Raw genomic sequence first — 14677 nt, forward strand, 5'->3', positions numbered from 1 at the left:
GGGACCGGCCCGGCGCCAGCGTTCAGGCGTCCGCGCCCGCGTGCCCGGCCAGGTCCATCGCCCGCAGCGGCAGGCGCACGCGCACCCGGGTGCCCTGGCCCGGCGCGGTCGTGATCGCCAGCTCGCCGCCGACGAGGGCGGCGCGCTCCGTCATCGAGACCAGGCCGAAGTGCTTCCTGCGCTCCTCGGGCGTCTGGTAGCGCGCGAGCTCGAAGCCGCGGCCGTTGTCCCGCACCTCCAGCGCCAGCCCCTCGGCGTCCACGCGCAGGATGACCGCCACTTCCGTCGCGCCGCTGTAGCGGGCCGCGTTGGTGAGCGCCTCCTGGCAGATGCGAAAGCACGCCGTCTCGATCTCGTCGGGCAGGCGGTCCTCGAGTTCCGGCAGCACCTTGGTGACGCGCCAGCCGCTGGCGCGCGCCTGCTGCTCCAGCACGCTGTCGATCGCGTCCGCCAGGCCGAGGTCGTCCAGCATGGGCGGACGCAGGCGCAGCGACAGCCCGCGGATGTGGGCGATGGCCCGGTCCACGAGCCGCATGCCTTCGGCGGCCTTGTCGGGGCCGGCGTGCGGCTGCTGTTCCAGCTCGGTCAGGAGCAGGCGGATGAGCGTCAGCGCCTGGCCGGTCTCGTCGTGCAGTTCGCGGGCGATGTGGCGCCGCTCCTCCTCCTGCGCGGCGATCAGGCGCGTCGACAGCTCGCGCGCCCGCAGCGCCTCCTCGGCCTGGCGGCGCTGCGTCAGGTCGCGCACGATCTTGCTGAAGCCGGTGACGTTGCCCTGGGCGTCCTTCATCGGCGCGACCACGACGGTGGCCCAGAAGCGCGAGCCGTCCTTGCGCACCCGCCACGCCTCGGTGGCAAAGCGCCCGGAGCGGGCCGCGGCGGCGAGCACGCGCCCGGGCTCGCCGGCTTCGCGGTCCTCCGGGGTGAAGAAGCGGGAGAAATGCTCGCCGACGACCTCCGCCGCGGCATAGCCCTTGATGCGCGCCGCGCCCGTGTTCCAGGTCTGCACGCGGCCCTGCGCATCGAGCATCATGATGGCGTACTCGCTCACGCTGTCGGTCATGTCGTGGAAGCGCCGCTCGCTCGCGAGCAGTTCCTCCTCCGCCCGCTGGCGCCGCTGCTGCTGCCGGTACAAGACGGCGAGCACCGCCACCAGGGCGGCGACCATCGCGGCGATTCCCGCCCAGAAGGTGTGCAGCTCGCGTTCGTGTTCGTCCAGGGCCAGGTCGAGCTGGCGCGATTCCTCGATGGCCATGCGCTGGAGCACGTCGCGCAACTGCAGCATCTGCTGCGCCGGCTCGCCCGACTCGACGATCGCGCGGGCGGCCTCGATCCCGCCGCGGCGGCGCGCCTCCACGATGGCCGCCGCGCTGGCCAGCCGCGGGCCGAGCGCGGTCTCGAGGTCGGCCGTGCTCGCCTGCTGCGCCGGGTTGTCCGCGGTGAGCTCGCGCAGCCGCTGCACGTCGGCGCCGATGGCCCGGCGGGCGGCCTCGTAGGGCTGGAGGTCCTCGGTGCGGCCGGTGATCACGAAGCCGCGCTGACCGTTCTGGACGTCGACCAGGTCCGCGCGCGTGGTGGCGATGGTGGCGAGCACCTCGTGGGTGTGGGTGATCCAGTCCTGCGCCCGGGTCTGCTGCAGCGAGACCCAGTACATGCCCGCCGCGAAGCACGCGAGGGTGACCGAGGCGGCCACGAAGCCCGACAAGGTCAGGTCGCGCCGCCCGCTGCCGCCTGCCTGGTGCCCGTCCTGCTTGGTCATCGCGCTGCGCATTCTAGGCAAAGGCGAGGCCCTGGCCCGGGAACGCGAAGTTGCGGGCTGCGCGCGGGGTCGCGAACAGGCCGCCCGCGGGAGCGGGCCGCCGTCAGAGCACCGCGTATTCGAGCACGGCGATGAAGTGGCAGGCGCTCGCGCACAGCACGAGCAGGTGCCACACCAGGTGCGCGTAGCGGATGCGCTCGTCGAGGTGGAACACGATCGCGCCCAGCGTGTACAGCACGCCCCCGGCCACCAACAGCACCACCCCCGTGAAGGGGGTGTTGCTGATCAGGGGCTCCAGGATGAAGACGGCGGCCCATCCCATCGCGAGGTAGAGGGAGGTGGACAGCACCGGGTGCGTGAGCCGGTTGACGCACTTGGCGACGATGCCGAGCGCCGCGATCGTCCAGACGATCGCCAGCACCCACGTGCCGCCCGCCTCGGCCACGCTGCCCAGCATGAAGGGCGTGTACGAGCCGGCGATGAACAGGAAGATGGCGGCGTGGTCGAGCCGGCGCAGCAGGTCCTTCATGGCGCCTGGCTGCAGCCAGTGGTAGGCCGCCGAAACGGCGAACAGCAGGATCATGGAGCCGCAGTAGAGCGCGGCCGCCACGCCGTGCACGGCACCGGCGTCCAGGGAGCGGGCAATCAGTTGCGGGCTGAAGATGGCGGCGAGGACGGCACCCAAGCCGTGGCTCAGCGAGTTGGCAAGCTCTTCGCTCGCGGTCTGGCTTCGGGCTTGGGTGTGCGGCATGGTGCGTCCGGTACTTCCTGCACGCATGTTCCGGGCGCCGGGCGGCCCGCCCTGTCGTCCGTTCCGCACAGCCGCCGTGCGACAGCGGCAGGCAAGCCACGCAGGACGGCGCACCGCCGCAGTGCGGGCGCGTTCCTGCCGCGAAGGGAATCTTCAGCGCGGCGCGGGACGGCTCGCGCGCCAGCGGTCCGCGCCGTCGATCTCGGCCTTGGCCGCGGCCTGCGCCTGGGCGAACAGGTCGCCCTCCCCCATGGAGCCGCGCGTCTCGTGGACCATGCGCATCTCCCCGTCGTCGATGCGGTAGGCCCATCGGCCCTGCTCCGGCAGCACCGTCGCCTGCACGCGGCGCCCCTTGTATTCGAATTCGCGAAGCATGGTCCATGGTAGCCGGGATCGCGTCCGGCTGCCGGCCGGCGCTCGCGCCGGAGCAGAATGGCCTCCCCCCAGAACCGCGCGCGAGGAAAACGACGTGTCCCGCAAACCTGTCAGCCTGCACCGCCTTCGCGAAATGCATGCCGCCGGCGAGAAGATCGTCATGCTCACCTGCTACGACGCGGCCTTCGCCGGCGTGCTCGACACCGCCGGGGTCGACTGCATGCTGGTGGGAGATTCGCTCGGCATGGTGCTGCAGGGGCTGGCGAGCACCGTCCCCGTGACCCTGGAGCAGATGGCCTACCACACGCGCTGCGTGGCGCAGGGCAACCGCACGGCCTGGGTCATCGGCGACCTGCCGTTCGGCAGCTACCAGGAATCGCGCGAACAGGCGCTGCGCAGCGCCACGGCGCTGATGCAGGCCGGTGCGCACATGGTGAAGCTGGAAGGCGGCGGCTGGACCACGGAAACGGTGCGCTTCCTCGTGGAGCGCGGCATCCCCGTCTGCGGCCACCTGGGCCTGACGCCGCAGTCCGTCCACGCGCTCGGCGGCTGGCGCGTCCAGGGCCGCGACGACGACAGCGCGGGCGTGCTGCTGCAGCATGCGCGGGCGCTGGCCGACGCCGGAGCGGCCATGGTGGTGCTGGAACTGATGCCGTCCGCCGTGGCGGAGAGGATCACGCGCGAATTGCCCATCCCGGTGATCGGCATCGGCGCGGGCCCGGGGTGCGGCGGGCAGGTGCTCGTGCTGCACGACATGCTGGGGCTGAATCCCGGCAAGCCGCCGCGCTTCGTGCGCAACTTCATGGAGGGGGCCGGCTCCGTCGAGGAGGCGATCCGCCGCTACGTGCTGGCCGTCAAGGACGCGAGCTTCCCCGATCCGCAGCTGCACTGCTATTGAGCCGCGCTGCCGCGCCGCGCGCGCGGTTGGATGGAGACGCTAGGTGCGCGCCCGCCGCAGGCACTGCGCCCACGCGGCCACGTCGTCCTCGATCCTGCGCCACTCCCGGCCGGCGCAGCCCTGCGCCCGTTCGAGGCAGTGGCGCCGCTCCGCCGGCGGCACCTCGTAGCCGTAGGCCTGCAGCATCAGGAAGTGGCGCAAGGCCACGCGCCAGTGCCCGCGCTGCAGCTCGCGCCGCAGTTGCGCGAGCAGGACGTCGCCGGCGCTGGCGGCGCGGCCGCGCACTTCGCCAGGCCTCCCGGCGGCAGGCTCCCTGGCCGGCTCGGCCGCATACGGCAGCGCGCCGCACCAGCGCGTCTGCGGCCGATAGCTTCCAGCGCCCGCCGTGTCCATCACGCCTCCTGCGCCGCGGTGGCTTCCAGCAGCTTGCGCTTGAGGATCTTGCCGCTGCCCGTCATCGGGAACTCGGTCACGGTGCGGATCACCGCCGGCCGCTTGTACGGCGCCAGGTTCTCCTTCAGGTGGGCCTGCAGCGCCGTGGCGTCGAGCGCGGCGCCGTGGCGCAGCTCCACGTAGGCCTCGATGTCCTCGTTGCCGTCCGCCGCGGGCCGGCCGACGACGGCGGAGCGGGCGATGGCGGGGAAGGCGTTGAGCACCGCCTCCACCTCCGCGGGGTACACGTTGAAGCCCGAGCGGATGATCATTTCCTTCAGCCGCCCCACCACGAACAGCGCGCCGTCGGCATGCAGTTCGCCGAGGTCGCCGCTGGCGTACCAGCCGCCTTCCCGCATCACCGCCGCCGTCGCCTGCGGATCGCGGAAGTAGCCGGGCATGAGGCCCACGCCGCGCATCCAGATCTCGCCGCGCTCGCCGGCCGGCAGCTCGTGCCCGGTGGCGGGGTCCACGATCTTCAGCTCCGCGCCCTCGACGCGGTAGCCGGCGGAAGTGTCCTGGCGCCATTCGCCCAGGCGCGTCAGGTGCACCGAGCCCGCGTATTCCGACAGGCCGTAGCCGTGGTGCAGCGGGTGGCCGAAGGCGGCCTCGACGCGCTTCTTCAGCGCCATGTCGAGCGGCCCGGCCCCCGTGTAGACGTAGCGCAGGTGCCGCGCCGGCGGATGCGCCACGCCGATCTGCTCCATGTGGGCGAGCAGGCGCGCGAACAGCGTCGGCGGCCCCTGCAGCTGCGTCACGCCGTGGTTGGCCAGGTCGTCCAGCGTGTCGGCCGGGTCGAAGGCCGTGCGCATCAGGAGCGTCGCCCCCGCGTGCAGCGATGCGACCAGCACCGTGCCGAGCCCGAAGATGTGCGTCATCGGCAGGTAGGCATAGGAGCGGTCTTCCTCGCACAGGTTGCGCGAGGCGGCGGAGACGCGGCCGAAATGCGTCACGCCCTCGTGCGTCATCAGCACGCCCTTGGGGGCGCCCGTGGTGCCCGAAGTGAAGATGATCGCGGCGACGCGCTGCGCCAGCGGCCCGGTCTCGGCCACCGCCTGCGGGCGCGGCGCGCTGCGCAGCAGGCCCTCGACGGCCGAGGGGCGCGCGTCGAAGCGGTGCGCGTGCGCGGTCGCCGCCCGCGAGGCACCGCTGGTGAAGTAGTGCACGCGCGCATCGGCCTTGGCGGCAAAGGCGGCGACCTCGCCCGGCGCCATGCGCGCATTCACCCCGCACGACCAGGCGCCGACGCGGCTGCAGGCGAGGATCAGCGCCAGGTGCTGGGGGCAGTTCTCCGCGACCACCAGCACGCGGTCGCCCGCCAGCACGCCGTCGGCGCGCAGCTCCGCTTCCAGCGTGTCGGCCAGCGCGCCCACCTGGGCGTAGGTCAGGGTGGCGGGCTCGCCGTCCGCGCCGCGCAGGTGCAGGAACACGCGGTGCGGGCTGCGCTGCAGCCAGCCGTCGAACAGCTCGTGGATGCGCGCGCCCGCCATGCTCATTCGACCTTGATGTCCTTGGTGACCGTGGCCCACATGCCGCGCTCCTTGCGCGCCCGTGCGTCCACCGTGTCCGGCCCGCCGTGCCACAGCTCGTAGCCGGCGGCTTCCAGCTTGGCCTTGAGCTCCGGGTCCTTGAGTGCGGTGGCAAAGGCCTGCGTGTAGCGCGCGGCGAGCGCCTTGGGCAGTTGGGCCGGGCCGTACACCGCGTACCAGCCGCCCACCTCGTAGTCGGGGATGCCCGACTCGGTCATGGTCGGCACCTGCGGCAGCGACGGATTGCGCGTGGGCGAAGTGACCGCGATGGCGCGCACCTTCTCGCTCGCGATGTAGGTGCGGGCGGTGCTGATGATGTCGAACATCATCGTGAGCTGGCCGCCGATCACGTCCGTCATGGCCGGCGCGTTGCCCTTGTAGGGCACGTGCAGCATCTTCGTTCCGGTGCGCGCCGCGAGCAGCTCGCCGGAGAGGTGGTTGGAGCCGCCCACGCCGGCCGAGCCGTAGCTGACCTTGCCCGGGTTGGCCTTGGCGTATTCCACGAGCTCGCGCAGGTTGCGGAACGGCAGGTCCTTGTTGATCACCAGCACGTTGTAGTAGCTCAGGACGGGCGCCACCGGCGTGAGGTCCTTCGCCGGGTCGAACGGCAGCTTCATGACGTTCGGGCTGATCGTGACGGTGGGGCTCGCCGCGAACCAGAGCAGCGAGCCGTCCGGCCCCGCCTTGGCCACGCTGTCGGCCGCCGTGGTGGCATTGGCGCCCGGCTTGTTCTCCACCAGCACCGTGGCGCCCAGCTCGCGCGCCAGCACCGGCGCGATGGTGCGCGCCGCCTGGTCCACCGGGCCTCCGGCGGCGTAGCCCACCACCAGCCGCACGGTGGCGGGCACCTGCTGCGCCTGCAGCGCGCCCGCGGTGCCGGCCAGGGCCGTCACCAGCAGCGCGCGGCGCCATCCTTGGAATCCTTGCATGCCTTGTCTCCTTGTATGTTTCGTGCTCGCCCGGCCACCCCGGATCACTGCGACAGCCGGATGTTCGCGTCCTTGATGATCTTCGCGTAGATCGCCGAATCGGTGTGCAGGATCTTCTGGAATTCCTCGGGTTTGCCGCCCGCCTGCTGCAGGCCCAGGCCTTCGATCTTCGCCGCCACGTCGGGCAGGTGCAGGATGCGGTCGACCTCGTCGCCGAGCTTGCGCACCACGGTGGCCGGCGTGCCGGCGGGCAGGAACACGCCGAACCAGCCGTAGGGCTCGAACGAGTGGTAGCCCAGTTCCGCCAGCGTGGGCACGTCGGGCAGGCTGGGCATGCGCTGCGTGCCGGTGACGGCCAGCACCCGCATGGATTTCAGCTGCGGCCGGGCGCTGGCGCTGTCGATGAAGGCGGACGCGACCTGCCCGCCGATGATGTTGGTCAGCAGCGGGGCGGAACCCTGGAAGGGCACGTGCACGAGGTCGATGCCGGCCTGCATGTTCAGCAGCGCGCCCTGGATGTGCGCGGAGGTGCCGGCGCCGTAGGTGCCGAAGTTGTACTTGCCGGGCCTGGCCTTCACCATCGCCACGAAGTCCTTCAGGCTCTTCACCGGCGAGTCCAGCGGCACCACGAACAGCGACGGGCTGCGGGCGATCTGCGTCACCGGCGCGAAGTCCTTCAGCGGGTCGTAGGGCAGCTTCTCCATCAGGGGCGGCTGCTGGATCAGCGCCGTGATCCCGATCAGGATGGTGTGGCCGTCGGCGGGCGCCCGCGCCACCATCTGGTTGCCGATCGTGCCGCCGGCGCCCGGCTTGTTCTCCACGATCGCGGTCTGCCCCCACGACTCCTGCAGCTTCTGCGCGATCATGCGGGCCAGGGCGTCGGTGGCGCCGCCGGCCGGATAAGGGACCACGAGCTTCAGGGGCTGGCTGGGATAGGTGCCCTGCGCGAACCCGGGCGCTGCGAACGCGAGCGCCAGGGCAGCGGCCAGGCACAGCCTGCGCATCATCGAAGTCTTCATCTGCGTCTCCTCTGGGTGGGAAGCGATCAGCGCCGCGCCTCGCGCACGAGGTTGCGGGCGATCACGATCTGCTGGATCTGGGTGGTGCCTTCGTACAGGCGGAACAGGCGCACGTCGCGGTAGAAGCGCTCGATGCCGTGGTCGGCCACGTAGCCGGAGCCGCCGAAGATCTGCACCGCGCGGTCGGCCACGCGGCCGCACATCTCGGAGGCGAACATCTTGCAGCAGGAGGCTTCGGTCGAGACGTTCAGCCCCTGGTCGCGCCGGCGGGCGGCGTCGATCACCATGCAGCGGGCCGCGTAGATCTCGGCCTGGCTGTCGGCCAGCATGGCCTGCACCAGCTGGAATTCGGCGATCGGCTGGCCGAACTGCTTGCGCTCGATCGCGTAGTTCAGCGCGTCGCGCTGCATGCGTTCGGCGACGCCGACGCAGATCGCGGCGATGTGGATGCGGCCCTTCTCCAGCACCTTCATCGCCGTCTTGAAGCCCTGGCCCTCGCGGCCGCCGATCAACTGGCTGGCCGGCACGCGGGCGTTCTCGAAGATGACGTCGGCGGTGTGGGCGCCGCGCTGCCCCATCTTGCGGTCCTTCCTGCCGATGGTGATGCCCCGGGTGTCCGCGTCGACGATGAAGGCCGAGACGCCGCCGGCGCCCTTGTCCTCGGGATTCGTGCGGGCCATCAGCGTGAAGAGCCCGGCATGCGGCGCATTGGTGATGAAGCGCTTGGTGCCGTTGACGACGTAATGGTCGCCGTCGCGGATCGCGGTGGTGCGCAGCGAGGCGGCGTCCGAGCCGGCCTCGGGTTCGGTCAGCGCGAAGGAGGCGATCAGCTCGCCGGTGGCGAGCCGGGGCAGGTACTTCTTCTTCTGCGCCTCGGTGCCGTCGAAGAGGATGCCCTGCGAGCCGATGCCCACGGTGGTGCCGAAGAGCGAGCGGAAGCACGGCGAGGTCTGGCCCATGGCCAGCATCACCATCACCTCTTCTTCCATGGTGGCGCCGAAGCCGCCGTATTCCTCGGGGATGGTCAGGCCGAACAGGCCCAGCTCCTTCATCTCGCGCTGGATGTCCTGCGGGATCTCGTCGGTCTCGGCGACGAGGGCCTCGGCCGGCACCAGCCGCTCGCGCACGAAGCGCTCGACGGAGTCCAGCAGGGCCTGCAGCGTTTCGGGGTCGCGGATCATCGTGACGTTCCTCAGGCGCGTTCGAAGATCGCGGCGATGCCCTGGCCGCCACCGATGCACATCGTCTCCAGTCCGTAGCGGGCGCCGCGCCGCTGCATCTCGTTGAGCATGGTGGTGAGGATGCGCACGCCGGTCGCGCCCACAGGGTGGCCCAGCGAGATGCCGGAGCCGTTCACGTTCAGCCGGTCCTCCAGCTCGTTCATCGAGCTGCCCCAGCCCTGCACCACGGCCAGCGCCTGCGGCGCGAAGGCCTCGTTGAGTTCGACCAGGTCCATCTGGTCCATGCGCAGGCCGGTGCGCGCAAACAGCTTGGCCACCGCCGGCACGGGCCCGATGCCCATGCGCGACGGTTCGCAGCCGGCCACCGCCCAGCCGTTGAGGAAGGCCATGGGCTGCAGGCCCAGCGCCGCCAGCTGGTCCTCCGCGACCACCAGGCAGGCCGCGGCCGCGTCGTTCTGCTGCGAGGCATTGCCGGCCGTCACGATGCCGTCCTTCATGATCGGCTTGAGCTTGGCCAGCGACTGCATGTCGGTCTCGGGCCGCACGCCCTCGTCGCGGTCCACGCGCGTCACTTCGCCCTTGCGTCCGGGCACGTCGACCGGCACCACCTCCTGCGCGAACTTGCCGTCGGCCCAGGCCGCCGCCGCGCGCCGCTGGCTGCGCATCGCGAAGGCGTCGGCCTGCTCGCGGGTGACGTGGTAGTCCCGCGCCAGGTTCTCCGCCGTCTCGATCATTCCGCTGATGACGCCGAAGCGCTCCTCCGGCTGCGAGCGCACGCGGCCGCGCTCCAGGCGGTCGTGCAGCGTCACGGAACCGGCGCGCTTGCCCCAGCGGATGTCCGTGGTGTAGTGCTCCACGTTGCTCATGCTCTCGACGCCGCCGGCCATCACGACATCGGCCACGCCGGTCTGCACCATCATGGCGGCCGTCGCGATCGCCTGCACGCCGCTGCCGCAGCGCCGGTCCACCTGCAGGCCGGCGACCTCGATCGGGAAACCGGCCGCCATCGCGACCCAGCGGCCGGTGCAGGGCGTCTCGCCGTTGGCATAGCCGTGGGCGAAGATCACGTCGTCGATGCGGGCGGGGTCCAGCCCCGTGCGCTGCACGACGGCGCGCGCCACGATCGCGCCCAGTTCGCCGACGGGCACGGTGCGCAGCGCCCCGCCGTAGGCACCGATGGGCGTGCGCAGGGGACTGACGATGGCGGCTCTTCTCATGATGTCTCTCGCAGTGAAGGGTGGATATGGGGCGGGCCGGCCTTACACCGGGTCCCAGCTGAACACGTCGCCGGAGCGTTCCAGGTCGTAGAAGCTCGCCTTGAGCGCCGGCAGCGCGTGGCTGGCCACCGTCTGCGGGCTCCAGCCCTCGCTGCGGTGCACCGAGCGCACCGGCCGCGGCTGCGACATCAGGAAGATCTCGTTGTTGCGCACGGCGAAGATCTGGCCGTTGACGTCCCTCGCCGCATCGCTGGCCAGGCACACCGCCAGCGGCGCGATCTTGGCGGGCGTCATCTGCTTCAGGCGGTCGACGCGCGCCTGCTCTTCCGGCGTCTCGACGGGGATCGAGCCGATCATGCGGCTCCAGGCGAAGGGGGAAATGCAGTTGGAGCGCACGTGGAACTTCTGCATGTCCAGCGCGATGGACTTGGACAGCGCGGCCACGCCCAGCTTGGCCGCGCTGTAGTTCGCCTGGCCGAAGTTGCCGATCAGGCCGGAGGTGGAGGTCATGTGCACGTAGCAGCCGCTTTCCTGCTCCTTGAAGTGCGGCGCGGCGGCGCGGCTGACGTAGAAGCTGCCGTACAGGTGCACCTTGATCACGGCGTCCCATTCCTCCGCGCTCATCTTGTGGAAGAAGCGGTCGCGCAGGATGCCGGCGTTGTTCACCACCACGTCGATGCGGCCGAAGGCTTCCACGGCGGTGGCGACGATGCGGGCGGCCGCGGCCTGCTCGGAGACGCTGTCGGTGTTCGCCACGGCCTGGCCGCCGAAGGCCTGGATCTCGTTGACCACGGCCTGGGCCGGGCCTTCGTCCTTGCCTTCGCCCGCGACCGAGGCGCCGATGTCGTTGACCACCACCTTCGCGCCTTCGCGCGCCATCGCGAGCGCGATGTCGCGGCCGATGCCGCCGCCGGCGCCGGTGACGACGACGACCTTGCCTTCCACCATCTTCGTTGCGTCCATGGGTTCACTCCTCCTGTAGTGGCCACTGGAAGGCCAGCGGCTGCTTGTCGAAAAAGCGCTGCACCGCCTGGCGGTGCGGCGTGGTCTGGAAGCACAGCGCCTGGGCGTTGGCCTCGTTCTCCAGGGCGGCGTCGAGCGCGCCGGGATCCAGCGCGATGCGCTTGACCAGGCTCACGGCCAGCGGCGAGGCCGCAGCGAAGCTGTCGGCCAGTGCGAGGGCGCGCGGCAGCAGCCGGTCGGCTTCGTGCTGCTCCATCGCGATGCCCAGCGACAGGGCCTCCTGCGCGCCGACTTCGCGGGCAGAGAGGAACAGCTCGCGCGCCCGCTGGGCGCCCACCACGCGCGGCAGCGTGTAGGTGGCGCCGCAATCCGGCACCAGGCCCATGCGCATGAACACCATGGAAAAGCGCGCGCGCGGCGTCACGAGCACGAAGTCGGCGGCCAGCGCCAGGCTGAAGCCGGCGCCGTAGGCGGCGCCGTCGACGGCGGCGATCACCGGGCGGTCCAGCGTCAGCAGCTCGCGGAGGATCGCGTGCGTGCCGTGCATGCGCGCGCGCAGGGCGTCGCTTTCCAGCTGGCCGGCCGCGGCGATGCCGCGCAGGTCGCCGCCGGCGCAGAAGGCGCCGTTGGCGCCCGTCAGCACCACGGCGCGGATCTCCGGATCGGCCTTCACCTTCGCGATCGCCGCGGCCAGGCCCTCCTTCAGTTCGGGCGTGAGCGCATTGCGGGTGGCGGGGTTGTCGAGGGTCACCACCGCGGTGCTGCCCTGGCGCTCGAAGCGCACGCCGGCTTCACTCATGCTTTCTCCTTCGTGACGGCGGCGCCATGCTGCTCCTGCAGCTGGCGCCAGAGGATCTTGCCGGTGCCCGACTTGGGCAGAGCGTCGACGAATTCGACCAGCCGCGGCGCCTTGTAGACTGCCATGCGGCCGCGCGCCCAGTCGACGATGTCCTGCTCGCGCACCTCGCCGCGGAAACCCGGCTTGAGGGCGACGATCGCCTTGACCGCCTCGCCCTGCTTCGCGTCGGGCACGCCGATGATGCAGGCCTCGTGGATCGCCGGGTGCTCGTACATCATGTTCTCCACCTCGGCCGGCCAGACCTTGTAGCCCGAGGTATTGATCATCCGCTTGAGGCGGTCGCGCATGAAGAAGTAGCCCTCTTCGTCGACATGGGCCAGGTCGCCGGTGCGGAAGAAGCGCTTGCCATCGAGCTCGAGGAAGGCGTCGCGGTCGGCCTGCGGGTTGCGCCAGTAGCCGGTCATCACCTGGGGCGCGTGGGTCACCAGCTCGCCGACCTCGCCCTGCGGCAACTCCTGAAGCGTGACCGGATCGACGATGCGGGTGTCGACGCCCTGCGCCGGGATGCCCAGGCACTGGCGCTTGCCGCGCGCGAGCGGGTTGGCCTGCAGGAAGGAGGCGGTCTCGGTGAGGCCGTAGCCCTCGTTGTAGGTGATGCCGTGCCGATCGTGCATCAGGGTCGCCACGGTTTCCGGCATGGCGGCGGCGCCTCCGGACAGCAGCGTGAGGCTGGAGATGTCGCGCCGCTCCACCTCGGGGTTGGCGAAGAAGTCCAGGATCATCGCCGGCGGCGCGGTCCAGGCCGTGACGCGGTGGCGCTCGATCAGGCGGGCGGCCAGCGCCGGGTTCCAGCGCGGGAGCATCACCGAGGTGCCGCCGAGGAAGATCGGCATGTTCATGCCGTTCTGCAGGCCCAGCATGTGGAACAGGGGCGCGACCGCGAGCACCACGCTCTCGCAGTGCAGGCCCTTCCAGACGTGCGATGCCGCCAGCGACGCGATCACCGTACTGTGGGTGTGCATGCAGCCCTTGGGGTGGCCGGTGGTGCCGGAGGTGTAGGGGAGGATGGCGAGGTCGGTGGGATCAAGCTCCGGGAAGCCCCGGGTTCCCGCCTTCGCGGAAACGACGGAGAAGGCCACGCAGTCCGTGCGTGCGATCGGCCGCACCGGCTCCAGCACCCACCCGGGCATCTCGTCCTCGCAATCGAGGCCCACCGCCTCGCTGTACGCGTGCACCACGATCCGTTCGACCACGCCCGGCTCGAAGTTCTCCAGCAGCTCCTGCGCCACGAACGCGATGCGCGCGCCGCTGTCCTGCGCGTAGTAGCGCACTTCCTGCGCCTTGCTCATGGGATTGACCGGCACCACCACGCCGCCCGCCTGCAGCGTCGCATAGCAGGCGATCACGAACTGCGGGCAGTTCTGGCTCGCCACCAGCACGCGGTCGCCGCGCTGCAAGGCCAGCACCTCGCACAGGCAGGCCGCCATCGCATCCACGCGCTGCTTCAGCTCGGCATACCGCACGATGCCGCCGCAGTAGACGATCGCAGGCTTGTCCGGATAGCGGCGCGCGGCGATGTCCAGGTATTCCGGCAGGGTGGCCTGCGGCACCACCAGCTCGCGCGCCACGCCCTTGGGCCAGTACCGGAAATGCGGCCTGTCGCTGGCGGCCATCACTGCTTCTCCATCGCCCGGGCGATGATTTCCTTCATCACCTCGTTGGCGCCGCCGTAGATGCGCCCCACCCGCACGTCGGCATAGAGCCGCGCGATCGGGTACTCGTTCATGAAGCCGTAGCCGCCGTGCAGCTGCAGGCATTCGTCGACGATGCGGCAGCAGGCGTCGGTGGTCCACCACTTGGCCATCGCCGCGGTGGGCACGTCCAGCTCGCCGCGCATCAGGCGGGCGATGCAGTCGTCCACGAAGGCACGCGCCACCTGCACCTGCGTCTCGCACTCGGCCAGCTTGAAGCGCGTGTTCTGCATCTTCAGCAGCGGCGCGCCGAACACGTTGCGGTCCCGCACGTATTCGAGAGTGTCGGCGACGGCGCGCTGCATGGTCGCCACCGCGCCGACGGCGATCAGCATGCGCTCGCGCGGCAGCTGCTCCATCAGCTGCGCGAAACCGCAGCCTTCCTCGCCGCCCAGCAGGTTGGCGGCCGGGATGCGCACGTCGTCGAAGAACAGCTCCGTGGTGTCCAGCGTCTTCTGCCCCAGCTTGTCCAGCAGCGGGCCGCGACGGAAGCCCGCGCTGCCCTCGGTCTCCACCATCAGCAGCGAGATGCCCTTGGCGCCGCCGGTGGCGTCGGTCCTGGCCGCCACGCACACCAGCCCCGCGTGCAGGCCGTTGGTGATGAAGGTCTTGTTGCCCGTGATGCGCCAGGCATCGCCGTCGCGTCGGGCCTGGGTCTTGATGCGCTGCAGGTCGGTGCCGGCGCCCGGCTCGGTCATGGCGATGGCAGCGACGAGTTCGCCGCTCGCCATGCGCGGCAGCCAGCGGCGCTTCTGTTCCTCGCTGCCATAGGCCAGGAGGTAGTGGGCGACGATGCCGCTGTGCACGTTGTTGCTGAAGCCCTGCGCCATGGCGCGCATCTGCTCCTCGCAGATCACCGCCTCGTGCAGGAAGCTGCCGCCGCCGCCCCCGTACTGCTCCGGGATGCTGGCGCACAGCAGGCCGGCGGCGCCCGCCTTGTTCCAGATGGCGCGGTCGGCATGGTGCTGGGCCCGCCAGCGTGCGTCGTTGGGCACGCACTCGCGCTCGAAGAAGCGCCGCGCCGTGTCGCGCAGCAGCTCCAGCTCCTCGTCCATCCAGGGGCGCCGGACCTGCATT

The 14677-nt window shown here is 71.1% G+C and carries 14 protein-coding genes; 1 reads left to right on the top strand and 13 read right to left on the bottom strand.

Features of this window, described 5'->3' with window-relative positions; all coding sequences use genetic code 11:
- Positions 1-22: 22 nt before the first annotated feature.
- The 3 genes from WG923_RS12515 to WG923_RS12525 all read right to left on the bottom strand — a co-directional run bounded on the left by WG923_RS12515 (position 23) and on the right by WG923_RS12525 (position 2882).
- A complete protein-coding gene (locus WG923_RS12515) occupies positions 23-1756 on the bottom strand; it encodes a CHASE3 domain-containing protein (protein WP_340351293.1) in 1734 nt (577 codons plus the stop codon).
- A 103-nt stretch (positions 1757-1859) separates the two neighbouring features.
- Positions 1860-2507, bottom strand: a complete 648-nt coding sequence (gene trhA, locus WG923_RS12520) for a PAQR family membrane homeostasis protein TrhA (RefSeq protein ID WP_340351294.1) — start codon at positions 2505-2507, stop codon at positions 1860-1862.
- Between the two features lie 153 nt (positions 2508-2660).
- On the bottom strand, positions 2661-2882 hold the full coding sequence (locus tag WG923_RS12525) for a hypothetical protein (RefSeq protein ID WP_340351295.1): 222 nt from the start codon (positions 2880-2882) through the stop codon (positions 2661-2663).
- Positions 2883-2976: 94 nt separating this feature from the next.
- On the opposite strand from WG923_RS12525, the gene panB reads away from it, so the two are divergent.
- Complete coding sequence (panB, locus tag WG923_RS12530) at positions 2977-3780, top strand: 3-methyl-2-oxobutanoate hydroxymethyltransferase (protein WP_340351296.1); 804 nt, start codon at positions 2977-2979, stop codon at positions 3778-3780.
- 39 nt (positions 3781-3819) lie between these two features.
- On the opposite strand, the gene WG923_RS12535 is transcribed toward panB, so the two are convergent.
- From WG923_RS12535 to WG923_RS12580, 10 genes are read right to left on the bottom strand one after another with little or no spacing between them, the layout of a single operon-like run.
- Positions 3820-4173, bottom strand: a complete 354-nt coding sequence (locus WG923_RS12535; RefSeq protein WP_340351297.1) for a hypothetical protein — start codon at positions 4171-4173, stop codon at positions 3820-3822.
- On the bottom strand, positions 4173-5708 hold the full coding sequence (locus tag WG923_RS12540; protein WP_340351298.1) for a class I adenylate-forming enzyme family protein: 1536 nt from the start codon (positions 5706-5708) through the stop codon (positions 4173-4175). The genes WG923_RS12535 and WG923_RS12540 overlap by 1 nt, the downstream gene beginning before the upstream one ends.
- A complete protein-coding gene (locus WG923_RS12545) occupies positions 5705-6670 on the bottom strand; it encodes a Bug family tripartite tricarboxylate transporter substrate binding protein (protein ID WP_340351299.1) in 966 nt (321 codons plus the stop codon). Before WG923_RS12545 ends, WG923_RS12540 begins: the two co-directional genes overlap by 4 nt.
- A 44-nt stretch (positions 6671-6714) precedes the next feature.
- The gene (locus WG923_RS12550) at positions 6715-7689 is read right to left on the bottom strand and encodes a Bug family tripartite tricarboxylate transporter substrate binding protein (RefSeq protein WP_340351300.1); all 975 of its coding nucleotides are present in this window, start codon (positions 7687-7689) and stop codon (positions 6715-6717) included.
- 26 nt (positions 7690-7715) lie between these two features.
- Complete coding sequence (locus WG923_RS12555; RefSeq protein ID WP_340351301.1) at positions 7716-8870, bottom strand: acyl-CoA dehydrogenase family protein; 1155 nt, start codon at positions 8868-8870, stop codon at positions 7716-7718.
- 11 nt (positions 8871-8881) lie between these two features.
- A complete protein-coding gene (locus tag WG923_RS12560; protein ID WP_340351302.1) occupies positions 8882-10087 on the bottom strand; it encodes an acetyl-CoA C-acetyltransferase in 1206 nt (401 codons plus the stop codon).
- A gap of 42 nt (positions 10088-10129) precedes the next feature.
- A complete protein-coding gene (locus tag WG923_RS12565) occupies positions 10130-11035 on the bottom strand; it encodes an SDR family NAD(P)-dependent oxidoreductase (RefSeq protein WP_340351337.1) in 906 nt (301 codons plus the stop codon).
- 19 nt (positions 11036-11054) lie between these two features.
- Positions 11055-11849: an enoyl-CoA hydratase/isomerase family protein gene (locus WG923_RS12570; RefSeq protein WP_340351303.1), complete on the bottom strand. Its 795-nt coding sequence runs from the start codon at positions 11847-11849 to the stop codon at positions 11055-11057.
- Positions 11846-13522, bottom strand: coding sequence for a long-chain-fatty-acid--CoA ligase (locus tag WG923_RS12575; protein WP_340351304.1), 1677 nt, complete (start codon positions 13520-13522; stop codon positions 11846-11848). Before WG923_RS12575 ends, WG923_RS12570 begins: the two co-directional genes overlap by 4 nt.
- Positions 13522-14676 (bottom strand): acyl-CoA dehydrogenase family protein, encoded by a 1155-nt coding sequence (locus tag WG923_RS12580; protein WP_340351305.1) that lies wholly within the window; start codon positions 14674-14676, stop codon positions 13522-13524. Before WG923_RS12580 ends, WG923_RS12575 begins: the two co-directional genes overlap by 1 nt.
- Between the last annotated feature and the right edge of the window lies 1 nt (position 14677).

The sequence above is a fragment of the Ramlibacter sp. AN1133 genome, assembly GCF_037890035.1.
Lineage (GTDB): Bacteria > Pseudomonadota > Gammaproteobacteria > Burkholderiales > Burkholderiaceae_C > Ramlibacter.

Coding starts and splice junctions, on each gene's coding strand:
- WG923_RS12545 (WP_340351299.1), bottom strand. CDS start 6,670: ATGCAAGGATTCCAAGGATGGCGCCGCGCGCTGCTGGTGACGGCCCTG.
- WG923_RS12555 (WP_340351301.1), bottom strand. CDS start 8,870: ATGATCCGCGACCCCGAAACGCTGCAGGCCCTGCTGGACTCCGTCGAG.
- WG923_RS12525 (WP_340351295.1), bottom strand. CDS start 2,882: ATGCTTCGCGAATTCGAATACAAGGGGCGCCGCGTGCAGGCGACGGTG.
- WG923_RS12565 (WP_340351337.1), bottom strand. CDS start 11,035: ATGGTGGAAGGCAAGGTCGTCGTCGTCACCGGCGCCGGCGGCGGCATC.
- WG923_RS12550 (WP_340351300.1), bottom strand. CDS start 7,689: ATGAAGACTTCGATGATGCGCAGGCTGTGCCTGGCCGCTGCCCTGGCG.
- WG923_RS12575 (WP_340351304.1), bottom strand. CDS start 13,522: ATGGCCGCCAGCGACAGGCCGCATTTCCGGTACTGGCCCAAGGGCGTG.
- WG923_RS12535 (WP_340351297.1), bottom strand. CDS start 4,173: ATGGACACGGCGGGCGCTGGAAGCTATCGGCCGCAGACGCGCTGGTGC.
- trhA (WP_340351294.1), bottom strand. CDS start 2,507: ATGCCGCACACCCAAGCCCGAAGCCAGACCGCGAGCGAAGAGCTTGCC.
- WG923_RS12560 (WP_340351302.1), bottom strand. CDS start 10,087: ATGAGAAGAGCCGCCATCGTCAGTCCCCTGCGCACGCCCATCGGTGCC.
- WG923_RS12580 (WP_340351305.1), bottom strand. CDS start 14,676: ATGCAGGTCCGGCGCCCCTGGATGGACGAGGAGCTGGAGCTGCTGCGC.
- WG923_RS12540 (WP_340351298.1), bottom strand. CDS start 5,708: ATGAGCATGGCGGGCGCGCGCATCCACGAGCTGTTCGACGGCTGGCTG.
- WG923_RS12570 (WP_340351303.1), bottom strand. CDS start 11,849: ATGAGTGAAGCCGGCGTGCGCTTCGAGCGCCAGGGCAGCACCGCGGTG.
- WG923_RS12515 (WP_340351293.1), bottom strand. CDS start 1,756: ATGACCAAGCAGGACGGGCACCAGGCAGGCGGCAGCGGGCGGCGCGAC.